This window comes from Streptomyces sp. CGMCC 4.7035 (assembly GCF_031583065.1).
Lineage (GTDB): Bacteria > Actinomycetota > Actinomycetes > Streptomycetales > Streptomycetaceae > Streptomyces > Streptomyces yaanensis.
Genome location: NZ_CP134053.1, coordinates 6,487,021 through 6,506,946, shown reverse-complemented (window position 1 = coordinate 6,506,946; position 19,926 = coordinate 6,487,021). Strand labels below are relative to the sequence as shown.

Here is a 19,926-nt window from a genome sequence, read left to right as displayed (position 1 = left end):
CATGGATCTCCGTGGGCGATCGGGCGATCGGGCGGATGGGCGGATGGGCGGATGGGCGGACGGGCGGACGGGCGGACGGGCGGACGGGCGGACGGGCGGACGGGCGGACGGGGACCGGAGCCCAGGCGCACCGGCCCCCGACCCACCACGGATTTTCGATCAGCCCACGAATCCGGCGATCAACCCACGTTCACCGCGCTCCACGCCGCCGCCACGGCGTTGTACTCCGTGCTGCCCGCGCCGTAGAGGTCCTTCGCGGCGTTCAGGGTCGCCGTGCGGGCGCCCGCGTAGTTCGTGGAGGACGTCATGTAGACCGTCAGGGCCCGGTACCAGATCTTGCCCAGCTTGTCCCGGCCGATGCCCGTCACCGTCGAGCCGTTGGAGGTGGGGGAGTTGTAGCTGACGCCGTTGATGGTCTTCGCGCCGCTGCCCTCCGCGAGCAGATACGCGAAGTGGTTGGCGACGCCCGACGAGTAGTGGACGTCGAGGTTGCCCACCGAACTGCTCCAGTAGTCCGCCGAGTTGCCGTCCTTGGAGGGCTGGTCCATGTACCGCAGCGCCGACTTGCCGAAGCCCGAGCGGACGATCTTCTCGCCGATGAGGTAGTCACCGAGGTCGGAGGAGTTGTTCGCGTACCACTCCACCAGTGTGCCGAAGATGTCCGAGGTCGCCTCGTTCAGGCCGCCGGACTCGCCGGAGTACGTCAGCGCCGCCGTCTTCGACGTGACACCGTGCGACATCTCGTGGCCCGCCACGTCCAGCGCCACCAGCGGGCCGAACGTCGTCCCGTCACCGTCGCCGTACGTCATGCAGAAGCAGCTGTCGTCCCAGAACGCGTTGTTGTAGTTGTTGCCGTAATGCACGCGGTTGTACGAGCCCTTGCCGTCACCCGCGATGCCGTTGCGGCCGTGGACGTTCTTGTAGTAGTCCCAGGTCTCGTTGGTGCCGTACTGCGCGTCCACGGCGGCCGACGAGCGGTCCGACGTCGTGCCCGAACCCCAGTGGTTGTCGGCGTCGGTGAACAGGGTGGCGGGGGCGCGGCTGAAGCAGATCCCGAAGAAGCACAGGTCGGTCTTGTTCTCGGCGTCGCCCGTGTATGTGTTCCCGCGCGTCGAGTCCTTGAGCTGGTACGTCGACCCGGACTGCGTGCTCTCCAGCGGAACCGTTCCGCTGTAGAGGGACTTTCCGTCGCCGGTCGCCGTCTCGATGCTGTCCCACGCGTCGATCTGCCGGCCGGTGCGGGCGTCCGTGATGACCGTGCGGGCGACCGGGTTGCCGAGGGAGTCCTGGCCCACCGCGTCGGTGCGCCAGGCCAGCCGGGGCGCGCCGTGCAGCGCGTCGACGACGAGCTGCGGCTTGGCGGTCACCTTCTTCAGCAGCTGGCCGGCGTTCGCGGCGCGCAGCGCGGCGGCGGCCAGGTCGGCCGCCTTGGGTGCGTCGATCGTGGGGGTGGTCGACGGCACGGAGATGGCGCGCTTCGTGGCCCGGTCCGCGCTGCGGTAGGAGCCGTTCGGCGCCAGGTGGACCACGAAGTCGCCGCCGAGGACAGGGAGCTGACGGTACGTCCGGTCGTAGCGCACATGCTGGCTGCCGTCCGCGTCCACGACGACGTCCCGGACGCTGGTGCCCTGCGCGGAGGTCAGGCCCAGGCGCGCGGCCTGGTGCACCAGCGCCGCCGCGGCGTTGCTGATGGCGGTGGCGCGGCCGGGTCTGTCGGCCGCGCCGGCGGCGGGGGCCGGAGCGAGGGCGGCGGCCAGCAGGGCCGCGGTGGTCGCGGCGGTGCCTGCCGCGGCGAGACGGGAACCTCGGATGTGCCGTATCCGACTCATCGGTCTCCTCGGGAAGGCGCCCGGGGGCGCATGTGGGGGGCCGGAGGCGGCGGCCCCCGGCATCCCCCTGATTTAAGGGGCCATGACATGTCATGTCCATAGCACGTTCAAGGAGATGTGTGAGGGGTGAGAATCGTTTCTGCAAGGCTTCGGTAGAGGCGGAAAAGGGAGATCGACCATGGCTGCGGCCGACGTGCCGACCGGCGGAACCCTCGGGGGAGCCGACGCGTGAGACTGCCGTTCTTCGTGTACGGGACCCTGCGCCCCGGCGAGCACAACCACGACCTCTTCCTGCGCGGCCGCACCTCTTCCGAGGAGCCGGGGCTGCTGCCGGGGGCCGTGCTCTACGACGGCCCCGGATACCCGTACGCCGTGGAGGAGGACGGCGGCACGGTCACGGGCGAGATCGTCACCGCGCTGCCCGAGGCCTACGGCGAACTGCTCGCCGCCCTCGACCGCCTTGAGGACTGCGTGCCGGGCGACCCCCGCAGCCTGTACGAGCGGGTGGCCCGGGAGGTGACGGCTGCGGACGGCGGGACCGTACGGGCCTGGGTGTACGTCGCCGCGCCCGCGGTAGCGGCACGGCTACGGGCGCGGGGCAAGCTCATCGAGGGCGGGGACTGGCTCGCCCGGAGCTGAGGTGGTTGCTCATGGCGCGGAGAGAGCCGCAGGGGCGCGCCGGGGCCAAGACACCGGCTGAGGCGCCCCGGAGGCGAACGAAGCAAAAAAGAGGCGCGGGTCGCTCGTGCGGGCGATCGTGCCGTGTGCCCCCTCCTCCCGTGGGGCCGACGCGCCTAGGGTCCCGGCCATGACCGATAGCGACATCACCCGACGGCGTGTGCTGGCGCTGGGCGGCGCCGGGGCGGGTGCTGTCCTGGGGCTCGGTGTCACCTCCTGTTCCTCCGCCGGCCGCGGCTTCCGCGTGCCGGGGCGCGAAAGGGCGCCGAGCCCCGGCCCCGGCGCCGAGCTGTGCGTACTCAACCCGAGCGTCGCGGAGGGGCCGTATCGCCTGGCCGGCGCGCCCTTCCGCAAGGACATCACCGAGGGCAGGAAGGGCGTACCGCTCACAGTGCGGCTGACCGTGCGCGACCAGCCGCACGCCTGTGCGGCCCTGAAGGACGCGGCCGTCGAGATCTGGCACTGTGACGCCTGGGGCTACTACTCCGGGCACCCGTCCGCGCACCCGGGCGGCAAGGTGCCCGCAGCGGGCGTTGACGTCGGCGGCGCGAAGTCCGCGACGTATCTGCGCGGCTTTCAGACGACCGACGCCGACGGCGTCGCCGAGTTCACGACGATCTTTCCCGGCTGGTGCACGCCGCGCGCCCCGCACATCCACGTCAAGGTGCACACCGGAGGCAGGAGGACCGGCGGCACCTACGAGGGCGGCCGGGCCAACTGGACCGGGCAGCTCTTCTTCGACGACCGGTACGGCGACGCGGTGTACGCGAAGGCCCCGTACCGCGAGCACACCGGGACCCGCACCCGGCTCGCGCAGGACACGGTGTACCACGGGGGCGGCGAGAAGGCCGGACTGATGGACGTCACCGGGGACGTGGACCACGGGTTCGTCGCGACGCTGACCGTCGGGATCGACCCGACGCGGGAGAACACCGGGACGCAGACGGGGGGCGAAGGCGCCCTCCCGCCGAGTTCCGCGCCGCTCAAGGAGCCGACGCCGGGCGCGCTGTCCGGCCGAACGGTCCCCTACGGCGCGACGACGGGCGTGCCGCCGCCGGACAGCGCGGCGAGCGCCTCGCGGACGCTCACCCCGTGAGTCACTCCCCGGCGGTCAGCTCCAGCCGCACCGCGCACACCTTGAACTCCGGCATGCGGGAGGTCGGGTCGAGGGCCGGGTTGGTCAGCGTGTTGGCGCGGCCCTCGCCCGGCCAGTGGAAGGGCATGAAGACGGTGTCGGGCCGGATGGCGCGGCTGATGCGCGCGGGCGCGACGGCCCGCCCGCGCCGCGACACCACGGCGACCGCGTCCCCGTCGGCCGCGCCGAGCCGCTCGGCCAGCCGCGGGTGCATCTCCACGTACGGCCCGGGCGCGGCGGCGTTGAGTTCGTCCACGCGCCGCGTCTGCGCCCCGGACTGGTACTGCGAGACGACCCGCCCGGTGGTCAGCAGCACCGGGTACGCCTCGTCGGGCTCCTCGGCGACGGCCCGGTACGACACGGCGGCGAACCGCGCCCGTCCGTCCTCGGTGGCGAAACGGTCGAGGAAGAGGCGGGGGGTGCCGGGGTGGACGGCGGACGCCGCCTCGTCCGGCGCCGGGCCGTCCGGAAGCGCGGCCGGGGAGGCGTCCTCGTAGCCCCTCGCGCCGGCCGGCGCTGCGCTACCCGCAGGCGCGGTCGGTGTGGTGTTCTCGCTGTCCTGGGTCTTGGTCGGTGCCGGGCCGTCCGGAAGGGCGGTCGGGGAGGCGTCCTCGTAGCTCCCCGCCTCGGTCGGCGCTGCGGCACCCGCAGGCGCGGTCGGTGTGGTGTTCTCGCCGTCCTCCGTCTCGGCCGGTGCCGGGCACGGCCAGAACACCCCGTTCTCCTCCGCGAGCCTGCGGTACGTGATGCCCGAGTAGTCCGCCGCGCCGCCCGCGCTGGCGCGGCGGAGTTCGTCGAAGATCTCCTCCGGGTCCGTGGGGAAGCCCTTCTCCACACCCAGGCGGGCGGCAAGCTCGTGCAGGACGTGCAGATCGCTGCGGACGCCTTCCGGAGGCGTGATCGCCTGGCGCCGCAGCAGCACCCTGCCCTCCAGATTGGTCGTCGTGCCGGTCTCCTCCGCCCACTGCGTGACCGGCAGCACGACGTCCGCCAGCTCGGCCGTGTCCGAGAGGACCACGTCGCACACCGCCAGGAAGTCCAGCGAGCGCAGCCGCTCCTCGATGTGCGCGGCGCGCGGTGCCGACACCACCGGGTTGGAGCCCATCAGCAGCAGCGCCCGGATGTCCGTGCCGAGCGCGTCGAGGAGTTCGTAGGCGCTGCGGCCCGGGCCCGGCAGCGAGTCCGGATCCACGCCCCACACCTCGGCCACGTGCCGCCGCGCCGCCGGATCCGTCAGCTTGCGGTAGCCGGGCAACTGGTCCGCCTTCTGCCCGTGTTCACGGCCGCCCTGCCCGTTGCCCTGGCCGGTCAGACAGCCGTAGCCGGACAGCGGGCGGCCCGCCCGGCCGGTCGCCAGGCACAGGTTGATCCACGCGCCCACCGTGTCCGTGCCCTTGGACTGCTGCTCGGGCCCCCGCGCGGTCAGCACCATCGCGGTCTCCGGCGCGCAGAACATCCGTACGGCCTCCCGGAGTTCGGGAACGGACACCCCCGTGATCCGCTCCACGTACTCCGGCCAGTGGGCCATCGCCGCCGCCCGCGCCTCCTCCCAGCCGCTCGTCCGTTCCTGGATGTATGCCTCGTCGGCGCGCCCCTCGGCGACGATCAGGTGCAGCAGGCCGAGCGCCAGGGCCAGGTCCGTCCCGGGCCGGGGCGCCAGATGCAGGTCCGCCTGCTCGGCGGTGCGGGTGCGGCGCGGGTCGATGACGATCAGCGTGCCGCCGTTCTCGCGCAGTTCGGTGAAGTACCGCAGCGCCGGCGGCATCGTCTCCGCGAGGTTGGAGCCGACGAGGATCACACAGCCCGTCTTCGGGATGTCCGCCAGCGGGAACGGCAGTCCCCGGTCGAGCCCGAACGCCTGCATGCCGGCGGCCGCCGCCGACGACATGCAGAACCGCCCGTTGTAGTCGATCTGCGAGGTCCCCAGCACCACCCGCGCGAACTTCCCGAGCACGTACGCCTTCTCGTTCGTCAGGCCGCCCCCGCCGAACACCCCGAGCGCGTCGGGCCCGTGCTCCGCACGCGCGCGGGAGAGCGCCTCGGCGATACGGCCGAGGGCCTCGTCCCAGGTGGCCGGCGTGAGCGCGCCCTCGGCGGAGCGCACCAACGGGGAGGTCAGCCGCACCCGGGACGAGAGCAGGGCGGGTGCCGTGCGGCCCTTGCCGCACAGGGCACCCCGGTTCACCGGGAAGTCCGCGCGCTCGACCACCTCGACGCCGCCGGCCGGCGAGGGCGACAGATTCATCCCGCACTGCAAGGCGCAGTACGGGCAGTGGGTGGGCGTCGAGGTGGTCTGCATACCGCTCAGCGTGCTTCGGGTGTGTTACACCCCGGGGCGCCCGCCGTTACACGGCCGGGACCAGGACCTCCCCGCCGGGCGGCGGGCGGCGTGAGATCCCGGTCCCGTGCCTACTGCCGGTTCAGCGAGCGCGTGATGCCCGCCGCGATCGTCGTCGCCAGCACCCACCCCGTGGCGATCAGCAGATACGACAGCCACTGGTACCAGCCGTGCGGCGCGAACGCCGACTCCTGACCGAAGTCGATGATCGGCAGCAACAGGTCGAGGGTGTAGAAGAGCGGGTTGAATCCGGGCGCCTCGGACGGTTTGAGCGCGGGCGGGTGGTGCAGCGCGAAGGCCAGTGTGCCGGTGCACAGCAGCAACAGCAGCCAGCCGCCGGCCCGCATCGGGCGGAAGCCGTAGCCGACCGCAGCGTCCTGCACATAGCCCCACAGACGGGCGTACCGCGGCAGCGTGCGGCGGTGTCGGCGGAGCTTGGCCAGCTGCACGGTACGCGCGGCGGCGTCGTCACCCAGTGTGCGGTACGCCGCGGTCAACTGCTCGTACGAATACGGAAGGTAGCCCTCCGTCTCGCGTTCCAGCAGCGGAAGGCGCTGTTCGGCGGAACGGTGCGGGGCGAGGACGCGGTAGCTGAGCCCGTCGATTCTGACGTGCTCGGGCCACACCTCCGGCGGTACGTGCAGCAGATCCACCTGGGCGCGGCGGAAATTGACGGTGCCTTCGATGCGTGCCGCCTCCTGAAGCCACAGCTCGCCGATGACACAGCTGCTGATCCGCAGGGCCAGCTCGTCCGGGTTGGACAGACGGGAGCGGGTGAGACTGAGGTGGCGGGGAATCCGGGCGCCACTGAGATTGACCCGTCCCCGGGCGTGAATGCCCCTGGCGTTCAGGTCGGTGCCCACCACCAGGGTCTCGGCGTGCAGGGCGGTGCCGCCGGGGGCGGACAGCACGGCGTTCTCGATGTTGACCTGCCCGCCGACGGTGGCCCCGTTCATCCGCACCTGGCCGTGGACGGTGAGCCCGACGGCCCACACGTCCGTGCTCACCTCCGCGTGGTTGAGCTGGAGCACGGGCTCCTCAGGGGTCTCGTCGGGGCTGCCCAGCCGGGCCCCGTTGGCGAAGAACCCGCTGGAGATCTTCGCCCCCGCGAGCCGTACCGGCCCCCTGATGCGGCAGCAGGTGATGCGCACGACGCCTTCGGAGCGGAGGTTCCCCGCCGTGAGCCCGGGCAGCACCGAGTCGTTCAGGACCAGGGCGACGATCCGCGCCCCGTACAGGTCCGGCGCCCCCTCGAAGTGGCAGGACCGCAGCCGGATGGAGTGCTCGACCGTCCCGTACTTGAGGTCCAGCCGCCCGGTGATGCGCGCGCCCCACAGCTTCAGCCCGGCTATCCCGTCGTCCCGCACCGGCCCGCCGAGCAGCAGCGCCCGCAGCACCTCGGCCCGTACGGTCCGCTCCGGCCCCCATGACGCGCCCGCCGCCGGGTCGTCGTCGGCGCCCTCCCGGAAGTCGACCCCCTCGCCGAGCGGGAACGCCTCCCACACGCGCCGCTCGGCGGGGGTCAGGTCCGCGATGTCCATGCTCAGCCCCGTGCCGCCGTCAGCGCCCTCGCGACCCCCTGCTCCTTGGGGCCGAGGAACGTCGGATCCGGGTGGAACAGCGCGTCCAGGGCCGCCTTGCCCGCCGCGAAGACCTCTCGGGTGCCGCCGTAGTACCAGGTCACGTCGTGCTTGTCCGCCACCCCGACGCCGTACGACGTCACGCCCGCCGCCCGGCACAGGGCGACCGCGCGGCGGATGTGGAAGCCCTGGCTGATCAGGACCGCCCGGTCCACCCCGAAGATCTTCTTCGCCCGGACGCAGGAGTCCCAGGTGTCGAAGCCCGCGTAGTCGCTGACGATCCGCCCGTCCGGGACGCCGTGCTTCGTCAGATAGGCGCGCATCGCGTCCGGTTCGTCGTAGTCCTCGCGGCTGTTGTCACCGGTGACGAGGACGACCTTGACGCGGCTCGCCCGGTACAGCTCGGCGGCCGCGTCGAGCCGGTGGGCGAGGTACGGGGACGGTTCGCCGTTCCACAGGCCGGCGCCGAAGACGACGGCGACCTCCGTGCGCGGAACGTCCGCGGCCGTGCGCAGCCGGTCGCCCGTGGACACGAACAGCCACGTGGCCGGCAGCAGCGCCAGGACGCACAGCAGCATCAGGACCTGCACGGCCCTGCGCTGCCCGGTGCGGGTGCGCGGCAGGCGCGGTCTGCGGATCCTCAGGCGCGGCAGGCCCATCGAAGCGCGTCCCCCCAGGTCGGTGGCTTCACCAGTGTCACCGGCGTCAGCAGCGTCATCAGTGTCACCTGTGGGGACGCAGCGTATGGGGATCCGGTTCGCGCGGGACCTGCGGGGGCGCGCGAAACACCCTCCGCGCCCCTCACATCATCGGCCCCCACACGGTGAAGCCGCGGAAAACAACCCGGTCATGGTCGCGCAACGGCGTGGCAACCTCGTACCGCCAGGATCGGTCCATGACGGCGTCGAAACCTCTTCGCGAGGAGTCCCACCCCCGCCCCGGCGGCGAGCCGCTCCGTGGCGCCCACCTCGACAGTACGGCGCAACTCATGAGCCGGATCACCAGCCAGCTCGGCAGCCAGCTCAGCCTCGTCTCCCTCGACGGGACCCGGCGCCCGGCCCCGCCCGCGCTCGTCCTCGTGGCGCACGGCAGCCGCGACCCGCGCGCCCTGGCCACCGCGCGCGCCCTCATGGACCGCGTCCGGGAGCTGCGCCCGCACCTGTCCGTGCACCTCGGCCACATCGAGCTCAACGAGCCCCTGCTGACCGACACGCTCGCCTCCCTCGGCGAGGACCGCGCCGTCCTCGTACCGCTGCTCCTCAGCCGCGGCTACCACGTCAAGCACGACATCCCCGAGGCCGCCGCCGCGGCGCGGGCCGACACCCGCGTGGCCGCCCCGCTCGGCCCGCACCCGCTCCTCGTGGAGGCCCTGTACGCCCGGCTCGTCGAGGCCGGCTGGCGGACGCGGATGAGCGACGCGCAGCGCCGGGCGAGCGCGGTCGTGCTCGCCGCCGCCGGCTCCCGCGACCCCGACTCCGCGGTCGACACGCGCCGCACCGCCCAGCTCCTCGCCGAGCGTCTCGGCGTTCCCGTCGTGCCCGCCTACGCCTCCGCGGCCGCGCCCACCGTGTCCGCCGCGGTGCGGGCGCTCGCCGCCCGTGGGCGTCACCGGGTGGCCGTCGCCTCGTACTTCGCGGCGCCGGGCCGTTTCGCGACCGAGTGCGCCGAGGCGGCTCCCTGGATCGCTGCGGCGCCGCTGGGTGCCCACGCTGCGATGGCCCGGCTGGTCGTGCACCGCTACGAGCAGGCGGTCGCGGTTCCCGAGGTGACCACTGCGCGGGCGCTGGCCTCGGCCTGAGCGATCGGCTCCGCCGCGGCGGGAAGCGGTACGCGAAGGGGCGGAGCCCCTGGGGATGGGACGGGTAGGGGCGGCGGGGGCGAAATCCATCCGCGGCCCCGGGCCGCACGCCCGCCCCCGCGGCGCGAAACGGTTCGGCGGGAAACGGATGCGGACATCCCGATTGTCACCGGCTGCGTCTACTGTCGGGTCATGGACGGGACTGCACCGCGGGCGTACGAGACCCCCGCGCGGTACGAGAACGGCTCGTCGGGCGGCTCGGCGTACGACGGCTCGGCCGTCGAGCGCTGGGCGCCCGAGCCCGACAAGCGCCCGGGCCGCACCGCCTTCCAGCGTGACCGCGCGCGGGTACTGCACTCGGCCGCGCTGCGCCGTCTGGCGGGCAAGACCCAGGTCGTCACCCCGGGCACGAGAAGTGAGGTCTGGGACGCCAGTCCCCGCACCCGGCTCACCCACTCGCTGGAATGCGCCCAGGTCGGCCGCGAACTGGGCGCCGCCCTCGGCTGCGACCCCGACCTCGTCGAGGCCGCCTGCCTCTCCCACGACCTCGGCCACCCGCCCTTCGGGCACAACGGCGAACAGGCCCTGAACGAGTTCGCGGAGGACTGCGGCGGCTTCGAGGGCAACGCCCAGTCCCTGCGCCTGCTCGCCCGCATCGAGCCGAAGCGGTTCGTACGGCACGTCGACACCGGCGACACCGGCGACACCGGCGGCACCGGCGAACTCGTCAGCGTGGGCCTGAACCTCACCCGCGCCGCCCTCGACGCCGCCACCAAGTACCCCTGGCCGCGCGGCGCCCACCCCACCGACCCCAAGTCCTCGAAGTTCGGGGTCTACGAGGACGACCGCGCCGTGTTCGACTGGGTCCGCAAGGGCGCCCCCGGCCACCGCACCTGCTTCGAGGCCCAGGTCATGGACTGGTCCGACGACGTGGCCTACTCGGTGCACGACTTCGAGGACGGCCTGCACGCCGGCCACATCGACCCGAACTGCCTGCACGCCGAGCCCGAGCGGCAGGCGGTCTTCGCCGTCGCCCTCGGGCGGTACGTGCCCGCGGACACCGACCCCGTCGCGCTGGCCGAGGCCCTCGACCGGCTCCTCTCCCAGGAGTGGTGGCCGCGCGGCTACGACGGCTCCGCGGTTGCCCAGGCTCGCCTCAAGGACGCCACCAGCCAGCTCATCGGCCGTTTCTGCCTGGCCGCCGAGGGTGCCACCCGGGCGGCGTACGGCAGCGGGCGCCTGACGCGGTACGCCGCCGAACTCGTCGTCCCCACCAGCACCCGCATGGAGTGCGCGGTCCTCAAGGCGGTCGCCGACCGGTACGTCATGCAGCGAGCGGAGCAGGAGCGGCTGCGCGCCGATCAGCGCGTCGTCGTCGCCGAGCTGGCCGAGGCGCTCACCGCCCGCGCCCCCGACGGGCTCGATCCGCAGTTCCGGGCGCTGTTCGAGGAGGCGGCCGACGACCGCGCCCGCAAACGGGTGATCGTCGACCAGATCGCCTCGCTCACGGACATCTCGGCGCGCTCCCTGCACGCGCGGCTGACGGGGCGCGTGTGACCCGGGCGTGACCCTCCGTGGCCTGATCGGGGCACTCCCTCTTCCCGCATCACGCTGCGTGCGGGAGGCTCGCATGTGGCGACATCCTTACGAGGAGGCATCAAGTGGTCGACGCGGATCAGACATTCGTCATCGTCGGAGGAGGTCTCGCCGGCGCGAAGGCGGCCGAGACGCTCCGGGCGGAGGGTTTCACCGGCCGCGTGATACTGATCTGCGACGAACGCGACCACCCATATGAGCGGCCTCCCCTCTCCAAGGGCTATCTGCTGGGCAAGGAGGAGCGCGACAGCGTCTTCGTCCACGAGCCCGCCTGGTACGCGCGCAACGACGTCGAGCTGCACCTCGGCCAGACCGTCGACGCCATCGACCGCGCCGCCAAGACCGTCCGCTTCGGCGACGACGGCACGCTCGTCCACTACGACAAGCTGCTCCTCGTGACCGGCGCCGAGCCCCGCCGCCTGGACATCCCGGGGACGGATCTCGCGGGCGTCCACCATCTGCGCCGCCTGGCCCACGCCGAGCGTCTGAAGGGCGTCCTCGCCGCGCTCGGCCGGGACAACGGCCACCTCGTGATCGCGGGCGCCGGCTGGATCGGCCTGGAGGTCGCGGCGGCGGCCCGCGAGTACGGCGCGGAGGTCACCATCATCGAGCCGCTGCCGACGCCGCTGCACGGGGTCCTCGGCCCCGAGGTGGGCAACCTCTTCGCCGAGCTGCACCGCGAGCACGGCGTCCGCTTCCGCTTCGGCGTCAGGCTCACCGAGATCGTCGGCCAGGACGGCATGGTGCTGGCCGCCCGCACCGACGACGGCGAGGAGCACCCCGCGCACGACGTGCTCGCCGCGATCGGCGCGGCGCCGAGGGTCGGTCTCGCGGAGGCGGCGGGGCTGGAGCTGGCCGACCGTGCGCACGGGGGCGGCATCGCGGTGGACACCCGGCTGCGCACGTCCGACCCCGACATCTACGCGGCCGGTGACGTGGCGTCCTTCCCGCTGGAGCTGTTCGGCACCCGGCTGCGCGTCGAGCACTGGGCCAACGCGCTGAACGGCGGCCCGGCGGCCGCCCGCTCGATGCTCGGGCGTGATGTGACGTACGACCGGGTGCCGTACTTCTTCTCGGACCAGTACGACATGGGGATGGAGTACTCGGGGTGGGCGCCGCCGGGGTCGTGCGACGAGGTGGTGATCCGGGGCGATGTCGGAAAGCGGCACTTCATCGCGTTCTGGCTGAAGGAGGACAGGGTTCTGGCCGGGATGAACGTGAATGTGTGGGACGTCACAGACCGAATTCAGGAGCTGATCAGGTCGAGGGTCCGGGTGGACCAGGAGGCTCTGGCGGACCCGTCGGTGCCGCTGGAGAGTCTGTCGGACCGGGCCTAGCCGGCTTCCCACGCTCCGGGACTGTCGGTGCTGCCCCGTAGAATCTCCTCGTGGCAGGACGGATCAACGACGAGGACGTGAAGGCGGTACGGGACGCGGTCCCGATCGACTCCGTCGTGTCCGAGTACCTCCAGCTGCGCAACGCGGGCGGCGGGAACCTGAAGGGTCTGTGCCCGTTCCACGACGAGAAGTCGCCGTCCTTCCAGGTCAGCCCGAGCAAGGGGCTGTTCCACTGCTTCGGCTGCCAGGAGGGCGGCGACACCCTCACGTTCGTGATGAAGGTCGACCACCTCTCCTTCTCGGAGGCGGTGGAGCGCCTCGCCGCCCGGGCGGGCATCACGCTGCGGTACGAGGAGGGCGGGTACAACCCCACCCACCAGCGCGGCGAGCGCATCCGTCTGATCGAGGCCCACAAGCTGGCCGCCCAGTGGTACGCCGAGCAGCTCGGTGTCAGTCCCGAGGCCGAGGCGGGACGAAAGTTCCTGGCCGAGCGCGGTTTCGACCAGGCCGCCGCGGTCCACTTCGGCGTCGGCTACAGCCCCCAGGGCTGGGACCACCTCACCCGCTATCTCCGCGGCAAGGGCTTCTCCGACAAGGAGCTGCTGCTCTCCGGCCTCGCCCAGGAGGGCCGCCGGGGCCCCATCGACCGCTTCCGCGGCCGGTTGATGTGGCCGATCCGCGACATCGGCGGGGACGTGGTGGGCTTCGGCGCGCGGAAGCTGTACGAGGCGGACAACGGCCCCAAGTACCTGAACACCCCCGAGACGCCGATCTACAAGAAGTCCCAGGTCCTCTACGGCATCGACCTGGCGAAGAAGGAGATCGCGAAGACGAGCCGCGCGGTGGTGGTCGAGGGCTACACGGACGTCATGGCCTGCCACCTCGCGGGGGTCACCACGGCCATCGCGACCTGCGGCACGGCCTTCGGCGGCGAGCACATCAAGATCCTGCGGCGGCTGCTGATGGACAACGGCATGGCGCGGGTGATCTTCACCTTCGACGGTGACGCGGCCGGTCAGAAGGCGGCCCTGCGGGCGTTCGAGGACGATCAGAAGTTCGCCGCCGAGACGTACATCGCGATCGCGCCGGACGGTATGGACCCCTGTGAGCTGCGCCTCGCGAAGGGCGACGAGGCGGTCGCCGACCTGGTCGAACCCCGCATGCCGCTCTTCGAGTTCGCGCTGCGCCAGATGGTGGTCCGCTACGACCTCGACACCCCCGCGGGCCGCGCGGCCGCGCTGGACGAGGCCGCGCCCGTCGTCGCGCGCATCAAGAACAGCGGCGCCCAGCACGAGGTCGCGGTGCAGCTCGCGGGCATGCTCGGCATCCTCGACACGCAGTTCGTGGTCAAACGGGTGGCGCAGCTGGCCCGTTGGGCGCGCGACCGGGGCGGCCGCGGTCCCGCGCCGACCGGTCAGCGCTCTTCGCAGCCGTACGAGGCGGCCCCCCGCCCGGCCGCCCCGGGTCCGGCGCTCAACCTCCGCAACCCGGTCTTCGCGACCGAGCGCGAGCTGCTCAAACTCGCCCTCCAGCGCCCGGAGTTGGTTTCGCCCGCGTTCGACGCGTACGGGGTCGACGAGTTCACCGCGCAGCAGTACGCGGCCGTCCGCGAGGCGATCATGGAGGCGGGCGGCGCGGAGTACGGCGTCCAGGACCCGCAGGAGTACCTGGTCCGCGTCCGCGAGGCGGCCCCCGACGACACGGTCCGCGCCATGGTCACGGAACTGGCGGTCGAGGCGATCATGCGCAGGACGGTGGACGAGGTGTACGCGGGCACCGTGCTCGTCTCGGTCCGCCGCCGCGCGGTCGAACGCCGCGTCCATGAGATCCAGGGCGCCCTGACCCGCCTGGGCCACCAGGCGGACCCGGCCCACCTGACCGCCGTACAGAACGAGTTGTGGGTCCTCCAGCAGTACGACCAGGCGTTGCGGGAGAGGGGCGCGGGGGCGCTGTAACGGCTGTCCGGGCTATGCCTCGCTCGACTCGTCGGGCGGAGTGCTCCCGAGGTGATCCGTGATCGCCTGGAGCTGCTCCATCATCGCCACCTGACCGGACACGAGGGCGCCGAGCAGCTTGCCATGCTCGGCCAGGGTCCTGGTGTGCGCCTCAAGCGTCTTGCCGTGCTCAAGCTGTGTGTCTCGCACCGCTCGGATGAGCCGCATATCGGCTTGACGCTGCTCCTGCAGCGCAGCCACGTCCCGGTCGGAGTCGAGGGCGAGGTTCCGTGTCGTGGCCTGCTGCGCCGCGACCTCGTCCACCCGCGCCTCCAGCGCCTCAAGACGGCGCCGCAACTCCTCGATCTCGCTCACACTTCCCATCCTGCCCAATCGGTCCCTGCCAGTGTTCCCGGCAGTCAGTGCGATGGTCAAACGAGCTGAGTAACCACCCGGTCACGGACCGGACTCAAAAAGTGGCCGCACGCCCCTCGTGGCGGCGATGTGTCGTACCCCACACTGGGTTCCGGTGCCTGAGTCCTCGGAGCGCGGCCGGCCCGCCCACCGCGGGTCCGACATTTCCGCGGTTCCGCTCAATGACTACGGGATGGCCGACGGGCGGACCGTCGGCCCCATCCCCGACGTACCGCTGCCGCATGGCTCAGCAGCGACATTCCTGGAGGTCGCCCCCGTGCAGACCCAGACCCTCACACAGACAGAGATCCGAACGGACGAGCCGGACGCCGAGACCGACGTCCTCGCGGCGGTGCCCCCGCAGAGCCGGCTCGCGCACCACCCCGAGACGGACGCGGAGCCGCAGGAACCGCCCGAGCCGGGCGAACCGGAGAGTGCCGAGACCACCGAGGCGCCCGAGCCCGTCGAATCCCTCCGCAGCCGCGTCGAGACCAGCGGCCCCTCCTCGGACCTGTTCCGCCAGTACCTGCGCGAGATCGGCCGTATCCCCCTGCTCACGGCCGCCGAGGAGGTCGAACTCGCCCGCCGCGTCGAAGCCGGCCTGTTCGCCGAGGAGAAGCTCGGCAACACCCCCGACCTGGACACCCAACTCGCGGTGGACCTCGACCGGTTGGTGGTCATGGGGCGGATGGCCAAGCGGCGGCTCATCGAGGCCAATCTGCGGCTCGTCGTCTCCGTGGCCAAGCGGTACGTCGGGCGTGGGCTGACCATGCTGGACCTGGTCCAGGAGGGGAACCTCGGGCTCATCCGGGCCGTCGAGAAGTTCGACTACGCCCGCGGGTACAAGTTCTCGACGTACGCGACCTGGTGGATCCGCCAGGCCATGTCCCGCGCCCTGGCCGACCAGGCCCGCACCATCCGCGTCCCCGTCCACGTCGTCGAGCTGATCAACCGCGTCGTCCGCGTCCAGCGCCGCATGCTCCAGGAACGCGGCTACGAGCCCACACCGGAAGAGGTCGCCGCCCACCTGGAGCTGCCCGGCGAGCGCGTCACCGAGGTGCTGCGGCTCGCCCAGGAGCCGGTCTCCCTCCACGCGCCCGTGGGCGAGGAGGACGACGTGGCCCTGGGCGACCTCATCGAGGACGGCGACGCCACGAGCCCGGTCGAGTCCGCCGCGTTCCTGCTGCTCAGGGAGCATCTGGAGGCGGTCCTGTCCACGCTCGGCGAACGGGAGAGGAAGGTCGTACAGCTGCGGTACGGCCTGGTCGACGGCCGCCCCCGCACCCTGGAGGAGATAGGCCGCATCTTCGGCGTGACCAGGGAACGGATCAGGCAGATCGAGTCGAAGACGCTCAACAAGCTCCGCGATCACGCCTTCGCGGACCAGTTGAGGGGTTACCTGGACTGAAGAGACCGAAAGGGGCCGCCCAAGGGACGGCCCCCAGGACCTCAGTCGACCTCGGCCACCGCCTGGGCGAACTGCGCCTTGTACAGCCGCGCGTACGCCCCGTCGGCGGCCAGCAGTTCGGTGTGCGAACCCTGCTCGACGATGGACCCGTTCTCCATCACCAGGATCGTGTCCGCGTCCCGGATCGTCGACAGGCGATGGGCGATCACGAACGACGTCCGCCCGTGCGCCAGCTTCGCCATCGCCTTCTGGATCAGCACCTCGGTCCGGGTGTCCACCGAACTCGTCGCCTCGTCCAGAACCAGGATCACCGGGTCGGACAGGAACGCCCGCGCGATCGTGATGAGCTGCTTCTCACCCGCGCTGACCCCCGTGCCCTCGTCGTCGATCACGGTGTCGTAGCCGTCCGGCAGCGTCCGGATGAACCGGTCCGCGTGCGCCGCCCGCGCTGCCTCCTCGATCTCCCCGCGGGTGACCTCGCGCGCGGCCCCGTACGCGATGTTCTCCGCGATCGTGCCCCCGAACAGCCAGGTGTCCTGGAGCACCATCCCGATCGCGGCCCGCAGTTCGTCCCGGGACATCTTCGCGATGTCGACCCCGTCGAGCGTGATCCGCCCGCCGGTGACCTCGTAGAACCGCATCAGCAGGTTGACGAGGGTCGTCTTGCCCGCGCCCGTCGGGCCGACGATCGCGACCGTGTGCCCCGGCTCCACCTTCAGCGACAGGTCCTCGATGAGCGGCTTCTCGGGGTCGTACCGGAACGACACGTTTTCCAGCGCGACCCGTCCGTGCAGCTCCTCCGGCCGCACCGCGGCCTCGGGGTCGGACTCCTGTTCCTCTGCGTCCAGCAGCTCGAAGATCCGCTCCGCCGAGGCGACACCCGACTGCACCAGGTTCGCCATCGACGCGACCTGCGTCAGCGGCATCGAGAACTGCCGCGAGTACTGGATGAAGGCCTGCACGTCGCCGATGGACAGCGCACCGGACGCGACCCGCAGACCACCGACCACGGCCACCAGCACATAGTTCAGGTTCGACACGAACATCATCAGCGGCTGCATCACACCGCTGTTGAACTGCGCCTTGAACCCGGCCTCGTACAGCTTCTCGTTCTGCTCGGCGAACTGCCGCGCCGACTCGTCCTGACGCCCGAACACCTTCACCAGCGTGTGCCCGGTGTACATCTCCTCGATGTGCGCGTTCAGCTTGCCGGTGGTGCGCCACTGCTGCACGAAGTGCGGCTGCGAGCGCTTGCCGATCCGCGTGGCCACGACGAACGAGAGCGGCACGGTCACCAGCGCCACCAGCGCCAGCAGCCACGACACCCAGAACATCACCGCCAGCACGCCCACGATCGTCAGCAGCGAGTTGATGAGCTGGCCCAGCGACTGCTGGAGTGTCTGCCCGATGTTGTCGATGTCGTTGGTGGCGCGGCTGAGCACCTCGCCGCGCTGCCGCTTGTCGAAGTACGACAGCGGAAGCCGCGACAGCTTCGCCTGTACGTCCTCGCGCAACCGGTAGACGGTCCGGTTGATGGCCCGGTTGGAGAGCCGGGTGGCCACCGCCATGAGCAGGCCGGCCAGGACGAACGCGCCGAGCGCGTACAGCAGGACGTTCCCCACGGCGCCGAAGTCGATGCCCTTGCCCGGGGTGAAGTCCGTGCCGGAGAGCATGTCGGCGACGCCGCCCTCGCCCCGCTTGCGCATGGAGTCGAGGACCTGCTCCTTGGTCGCCCCCGACGGCATCTGACGGCCGATGATCCCGGCGAAGACCAGGTCGGTCGCCTTGCCGAGGATCTTCGGTCCGATCACGGAGAGACCGACGCTCAGCACACAGGTGACCAGCATCGCGTACATCGTGCCGCGTTCGGGCTTGAACTGGGCGAGGAGCCGTTTTCCGGACCCCTTGAAGTCCATCGAGCGCTGGTCGGGGCCGCCCCCGGCCATCATGCGTCCCATGGGCCCGGCCATCAGGCAGCCTCCGCTTCCGTGAGCTGGGAGAGCACGATCTCCCGGTAGGTCTCGTTGGTTGCCATCAGCTCGTGGTGGCGGCCGGTGCCGACGACCCGGCCCTCGTCCAGGACCAGGATCCGGTCGGCGTCCCGGATGGTCGCCACGCGCTGTGCGACGATCACCACGGTCGCCTCGGCGGTCTCCTGCGAAAGCGCCGCGCGCAGGGCCGCGTCGGTCGCGTAGTCCAGTGCCGAGAAGGAGTCGTCGAAGAGGTAGATCTCCGGGCGCTGGACGAGGGTGCGCGCGATCGCGAGGCGCTGCCGCTGCCCGCCGGAGACGTTCGTACCGCCCTGGGCGATGGGGGAGTGGAGGCCGTTCTCCAGCGCCTCGACGAACCCCTTGGCCTGCGCCACCTCCAGCGCGTGCCACAGCTCCTCGTCGGTCGCGTCCGGATTGCCGTACCGCAGGTTGGTGGCGACCGTGCCCGCGAACAGGTACGGCTTCTGCGGCACGAGCCCGACCGTCTTCGCCAGCAGCTTCGGGTCGATCTCGTTGACGTTCACGCCGTCCACGAGCACCTCGCCCTCGGTGGCGTCGAAGAGGCGGGGGACAAGCCCGAGCAGGGTCGACTTGCCGCTGCCGGTGGACCCGATGACGGCCGTGGTCTCGCCGGGCCGCGCCACCACGTCGATGGCCTTGAGAACCGGCTCCTCGGCACCCGGATAGCGGAAACCGGCGTCACGGATCTCCAGATGGCCGTGGCGCCGCAGCTCGACGACGGGCGCGGTGGGCGGTACGACGCTCGACTCGGTGTCGAGCACCTCCGAGATGCGCTCGGCGCAGACCTCCGCGCGGGGCACCATCATGAACATGAAGGTGGCCATCATGACGGACATCACGATCTGCATGAGGTAGGCGAGGAACGCGGTCAGGTCGCCGATCTGCATGCCGCCGCTGTCGATGCGGTGCGCGCCGAACCAGACCACGGCGATCGAGGAGAGGTTCACCACGGTCATCACCAGGGGGAACATCAGCGCCAGCGTGCGGCCGGTACCGAGGGACACCTCGGTGAGCTCGGTGTTGGCGCCCTTGAAGCGGTCCTTCTCGTAGTCGTCCCGGACGAAGGCGCGGATGACGCGGTTGCCGGAGATCTGCTCGCGCAGCACCCGGTTCACCGTGTCCAGGCGGACCTGCATGGTGCGGAACAGCGGCCGCAGCCGGCGCACGATCAGCGTCACGCAGATGCCGAGCACCGGCACCACGGCGACCAGAACGCCGGACAGCGGCACGTCCAGACCGAGCGCCAGGACGATGCCGCCCACGCACATGATCGGCGCCGACACCATCAGGGTGAACGTCATCAGGGCGAGCATCTGCACCTGCTGCACGTCGTTCGTGGTGCGGGTGATCAGCGACGGCGCCCCGAAGTGACCCACCTCACGCGAGGAGAACGACTGCACCCGGTCGAAGACGGCGGCCCGGACGTCCCGGCCGATGGCCGACGCGGTACGGGCGCCGTAGTAGACGGCGCCCATGTTGCAGATGACCTGGCCGAGAGAGACCCCGATCATCAGGCCGCCGAAGGACAGGATGTAATCCGTGTCCCCCTTCACAACACCCTTGTCGATGATGTGCGCGTTGAGCGTGGGCAGATAGAGCGTGGCGCAGGTCTGCAGGAACTGCAGCAGCACCAGCAGGCTGATGGGTTTCTTGTACGGGCGCAGGTGGGCCCTCAGAAGTCGTATGAGCACGCGAGATCTCTCGGAGTCGTCGACGGACGGCATGGCGGTCGGTGGTGCACCACCCCCTATCGTCGAACACCGCACCCGTGTTACCTCAACCGATTAAGCCAACAGCAGGGCGGGTACTGACTCGGTTTCAGCCTTTTTCAGCCTTGGGGCGTAGGCCGAAGGGGGTGAGTCCGGCC

Annotated in this window: 14 protein-coding genes; 7 read left to right on the top strand and 7 right to left on the bottom strand. The window is 71.5% G+C overall.

The features are described 5' to 3' along the window. Positions 1–179: 179 nt before the first annotated feature. Positions 180–1,829 carry a M4 family metallopeptidase gene (locus tag Q2K21_RS28575; RefSeq protein ID WP_310776505.1) on the bottom strand — a complete coding sequence of 550 codons (1,650 nt, stop codon included), beginning with the start codon at positions 1,827–1,829 and terminating at the stop codon, positions 180–182. A 228-nt stretch (positions 1,830–2,057) separates the two neighbouring features. Between Q2K21_RS28575 and Q2K21_RS28570 the strand changes: the two genes are divergently transcribed. Both Q2K21_RS28570 and Q2K21_RS28565 read left to right on the top strand, forming a co-directional pair. Beyond that, positions 2,058–2,468: a gamma-glutamylcyclotransferase family protein gene (locus tag Q2K21_RS28570; protein ID WP_310776503.1), complete on the top strand. Its 411-nt coding sequence runs from the start codon at positions 2,058–2,060 to the stop codon at positions 2,466–2,468. A gap of 169 nt (positions 2,469–2,637) precedes the next feature. Next, positions 2,638–3,603 (top strand): intradiol ring-cleavage dioxygenase, encoded by a 966-nt coding sequence (locus Q2K21_RS28565; RefSeq protein WP_310776501.1) that lies wholly within the window; start codon positions 2,638–2,640, stop codon positions 3,601–3,603. A 1-nt stretch (position 3,604) separates the two neighbouring features. On the opposite strand, the gene Q2K21_RS28560 is transcribed toward Q2K21_RS28565, so the two are convergent. The 3 genes from Q2K21_RS28560 to Q2K21_RS28550 form a co-directional block, all read right to left on the bottom strand. Next, positions 3,605–5,941 (bottom strand): molybdopterin oxidoreductase family protein, encoded by a 2,337-nt coding sequence (locus tag Q2K21_RS28560; RefSeq protein ID WP_310776499.1) that lies wholly within the window; start codon positions 5,939–5,941, stop codon positions 3,605–3,607. A 110-nt stretch (positions 5,942–6,051) separates the two neighbouring features. Continuing rightward, positions 6,052–7,521: a membrane-associated oxidoreductase gene (locus Q2K21_RS28555; RefSeq protein WP_310776497.1), complete on the bottom strand. Its 1,470-nt coding sequence runs from the start codon at positions 7,519–7,521 to the stop codon at positions 6,052–6,054. 2 nt (positions 7,522–7,523) lie between these two features. Continuing rightward, positions 7,524–8,219: a SanA/YdcF family protein gene (locus Q2K21_RS28550; RefSeq protein WP_310776495.1), complete on the bottom strand. Its 696-nt coding sequence runs from the start codon at positions 8,217–8,219 to the stop codon at positions 7,524–7,526. A gap of 236 nt (positions 8,220–8,455) precedes the next feature. Here Q2K21_RS28550 and Q2K21_RS28545 point away from each other — a divergent pair, with 236 nt between their 5' ends. The 4 genes from Q2K21_RS28545 (at position 8,456) to dnaG (ending at position 14,246) form a co-directional block, all read left to right on the top strand. Next, positions 8,456–9,358 (top strand): sirohydrochlorin chelatase, encoded by a 903-nt coding sequence (locus tag Q2K21_RS28545; protein WP_386276137.1) that lies wholly within the window; start codon positions 8,456–8,458, stop codon positions 9,356–9,358. A 192-nt stretch (positions 9,359–9,550) separates the two neighbouring features. Beyond that, positions 9,551–10,915, top strand: coding sequence for a deoxyguanosinetriphosphate triphosphohydrolase (locus tag Q2K21_RS28540; protein WP_310776493.1), 1,365 nt, complete (start codon positions 9,551–9,553; stop codon positions 10,913–10,915). 104 nt (positions 10,916–11,019) lie between these two features. Continuing rightward, on the top strand, positions 11,020–12,291 hold the full coding sequence (locus Q2K21_RS28535) for an NAD(P)/FAD-dependent oxidoreductase (protein ID WP_310776491.1): 1,272 nt from the start codon (positions 11,020–11,022) through the stop codon (positions 12,289–12,291). 50 nt (positions 12,292–12,341) lie between these two features. Further along, on the top strand, positions 12,342–14,246 hold the full coding sequence (dnaG, locus tag Q2K21_RS28530; RefSeq protein ID WP_310776489.1) for a DNA primase: 1,905 nt from the start codon (positions 12,342–12,344) through the stop codon (positions 14,244–14,246). A 12-nt stretch (positions 14,247–14,258) separates the two neighbouring features. Here the strand turns inward: dnaG and Q2K21_RS28525 are convergent, their stop codons facing one another. After that, positions 14,259–14,600, bottom strand: a complete 342-nt coding sequence (locus tag Q2K21_RS28525) for a hypothetical protein (protein WP_310776487.1) — start codon at positions 14,598–14,600, stop codon at positions 14,259–14,261. A 154-nt stretch (positions 14,601–14,754) separates the two neighbouring features. Between Q2K21_RS28525 and Q2K21_RS28520 the strand changes: the two genes are divergently transcribed. Continuing rightward, positions 14,755–16,047, top strand: a complete 1,293-nt coding sequence (locus Q2K21_RS28520) for an RNA polymerase sigma factor (RefSeq protein ID WP_310776485.1) — start codon at positions 14,755–14,757, stop codon at positions 16,045–16,047. 41 nt (positions 16,048–16,088) lie between these two features. Here Q2K21_RS28520 and Q2K21_RS28515 read toward each other — a convergent pair whose 3' ends face one another. Further along, a complete protein-coding gene (locus tag Q2K21_RS28515) occupies positions 16,089–18,017 on the bottom strand; it encodes an ABC transporter ATP-binding protein (protein WP_310776483.1) in 1,929 nt (642 codons plus the stop codon). After that, positions 18,017–19,750, bottom strand: a complete 1,734-nt coding sequence (locus Q2K21_RS28510; RefSeq protein ID WP_310776481.1) for an ABC transporter ATP-binding protein — start codon at positions 19,748–19,750, stop codon at positions 18,017–18,019. The genes Q2K21_RS28515 and Q2K21_RS28510 overlap by 1 nt, the downstream gene beginning before the upstream one ends. Positions 19,751–19,926 lie beyond the last annotated feature (176 nt).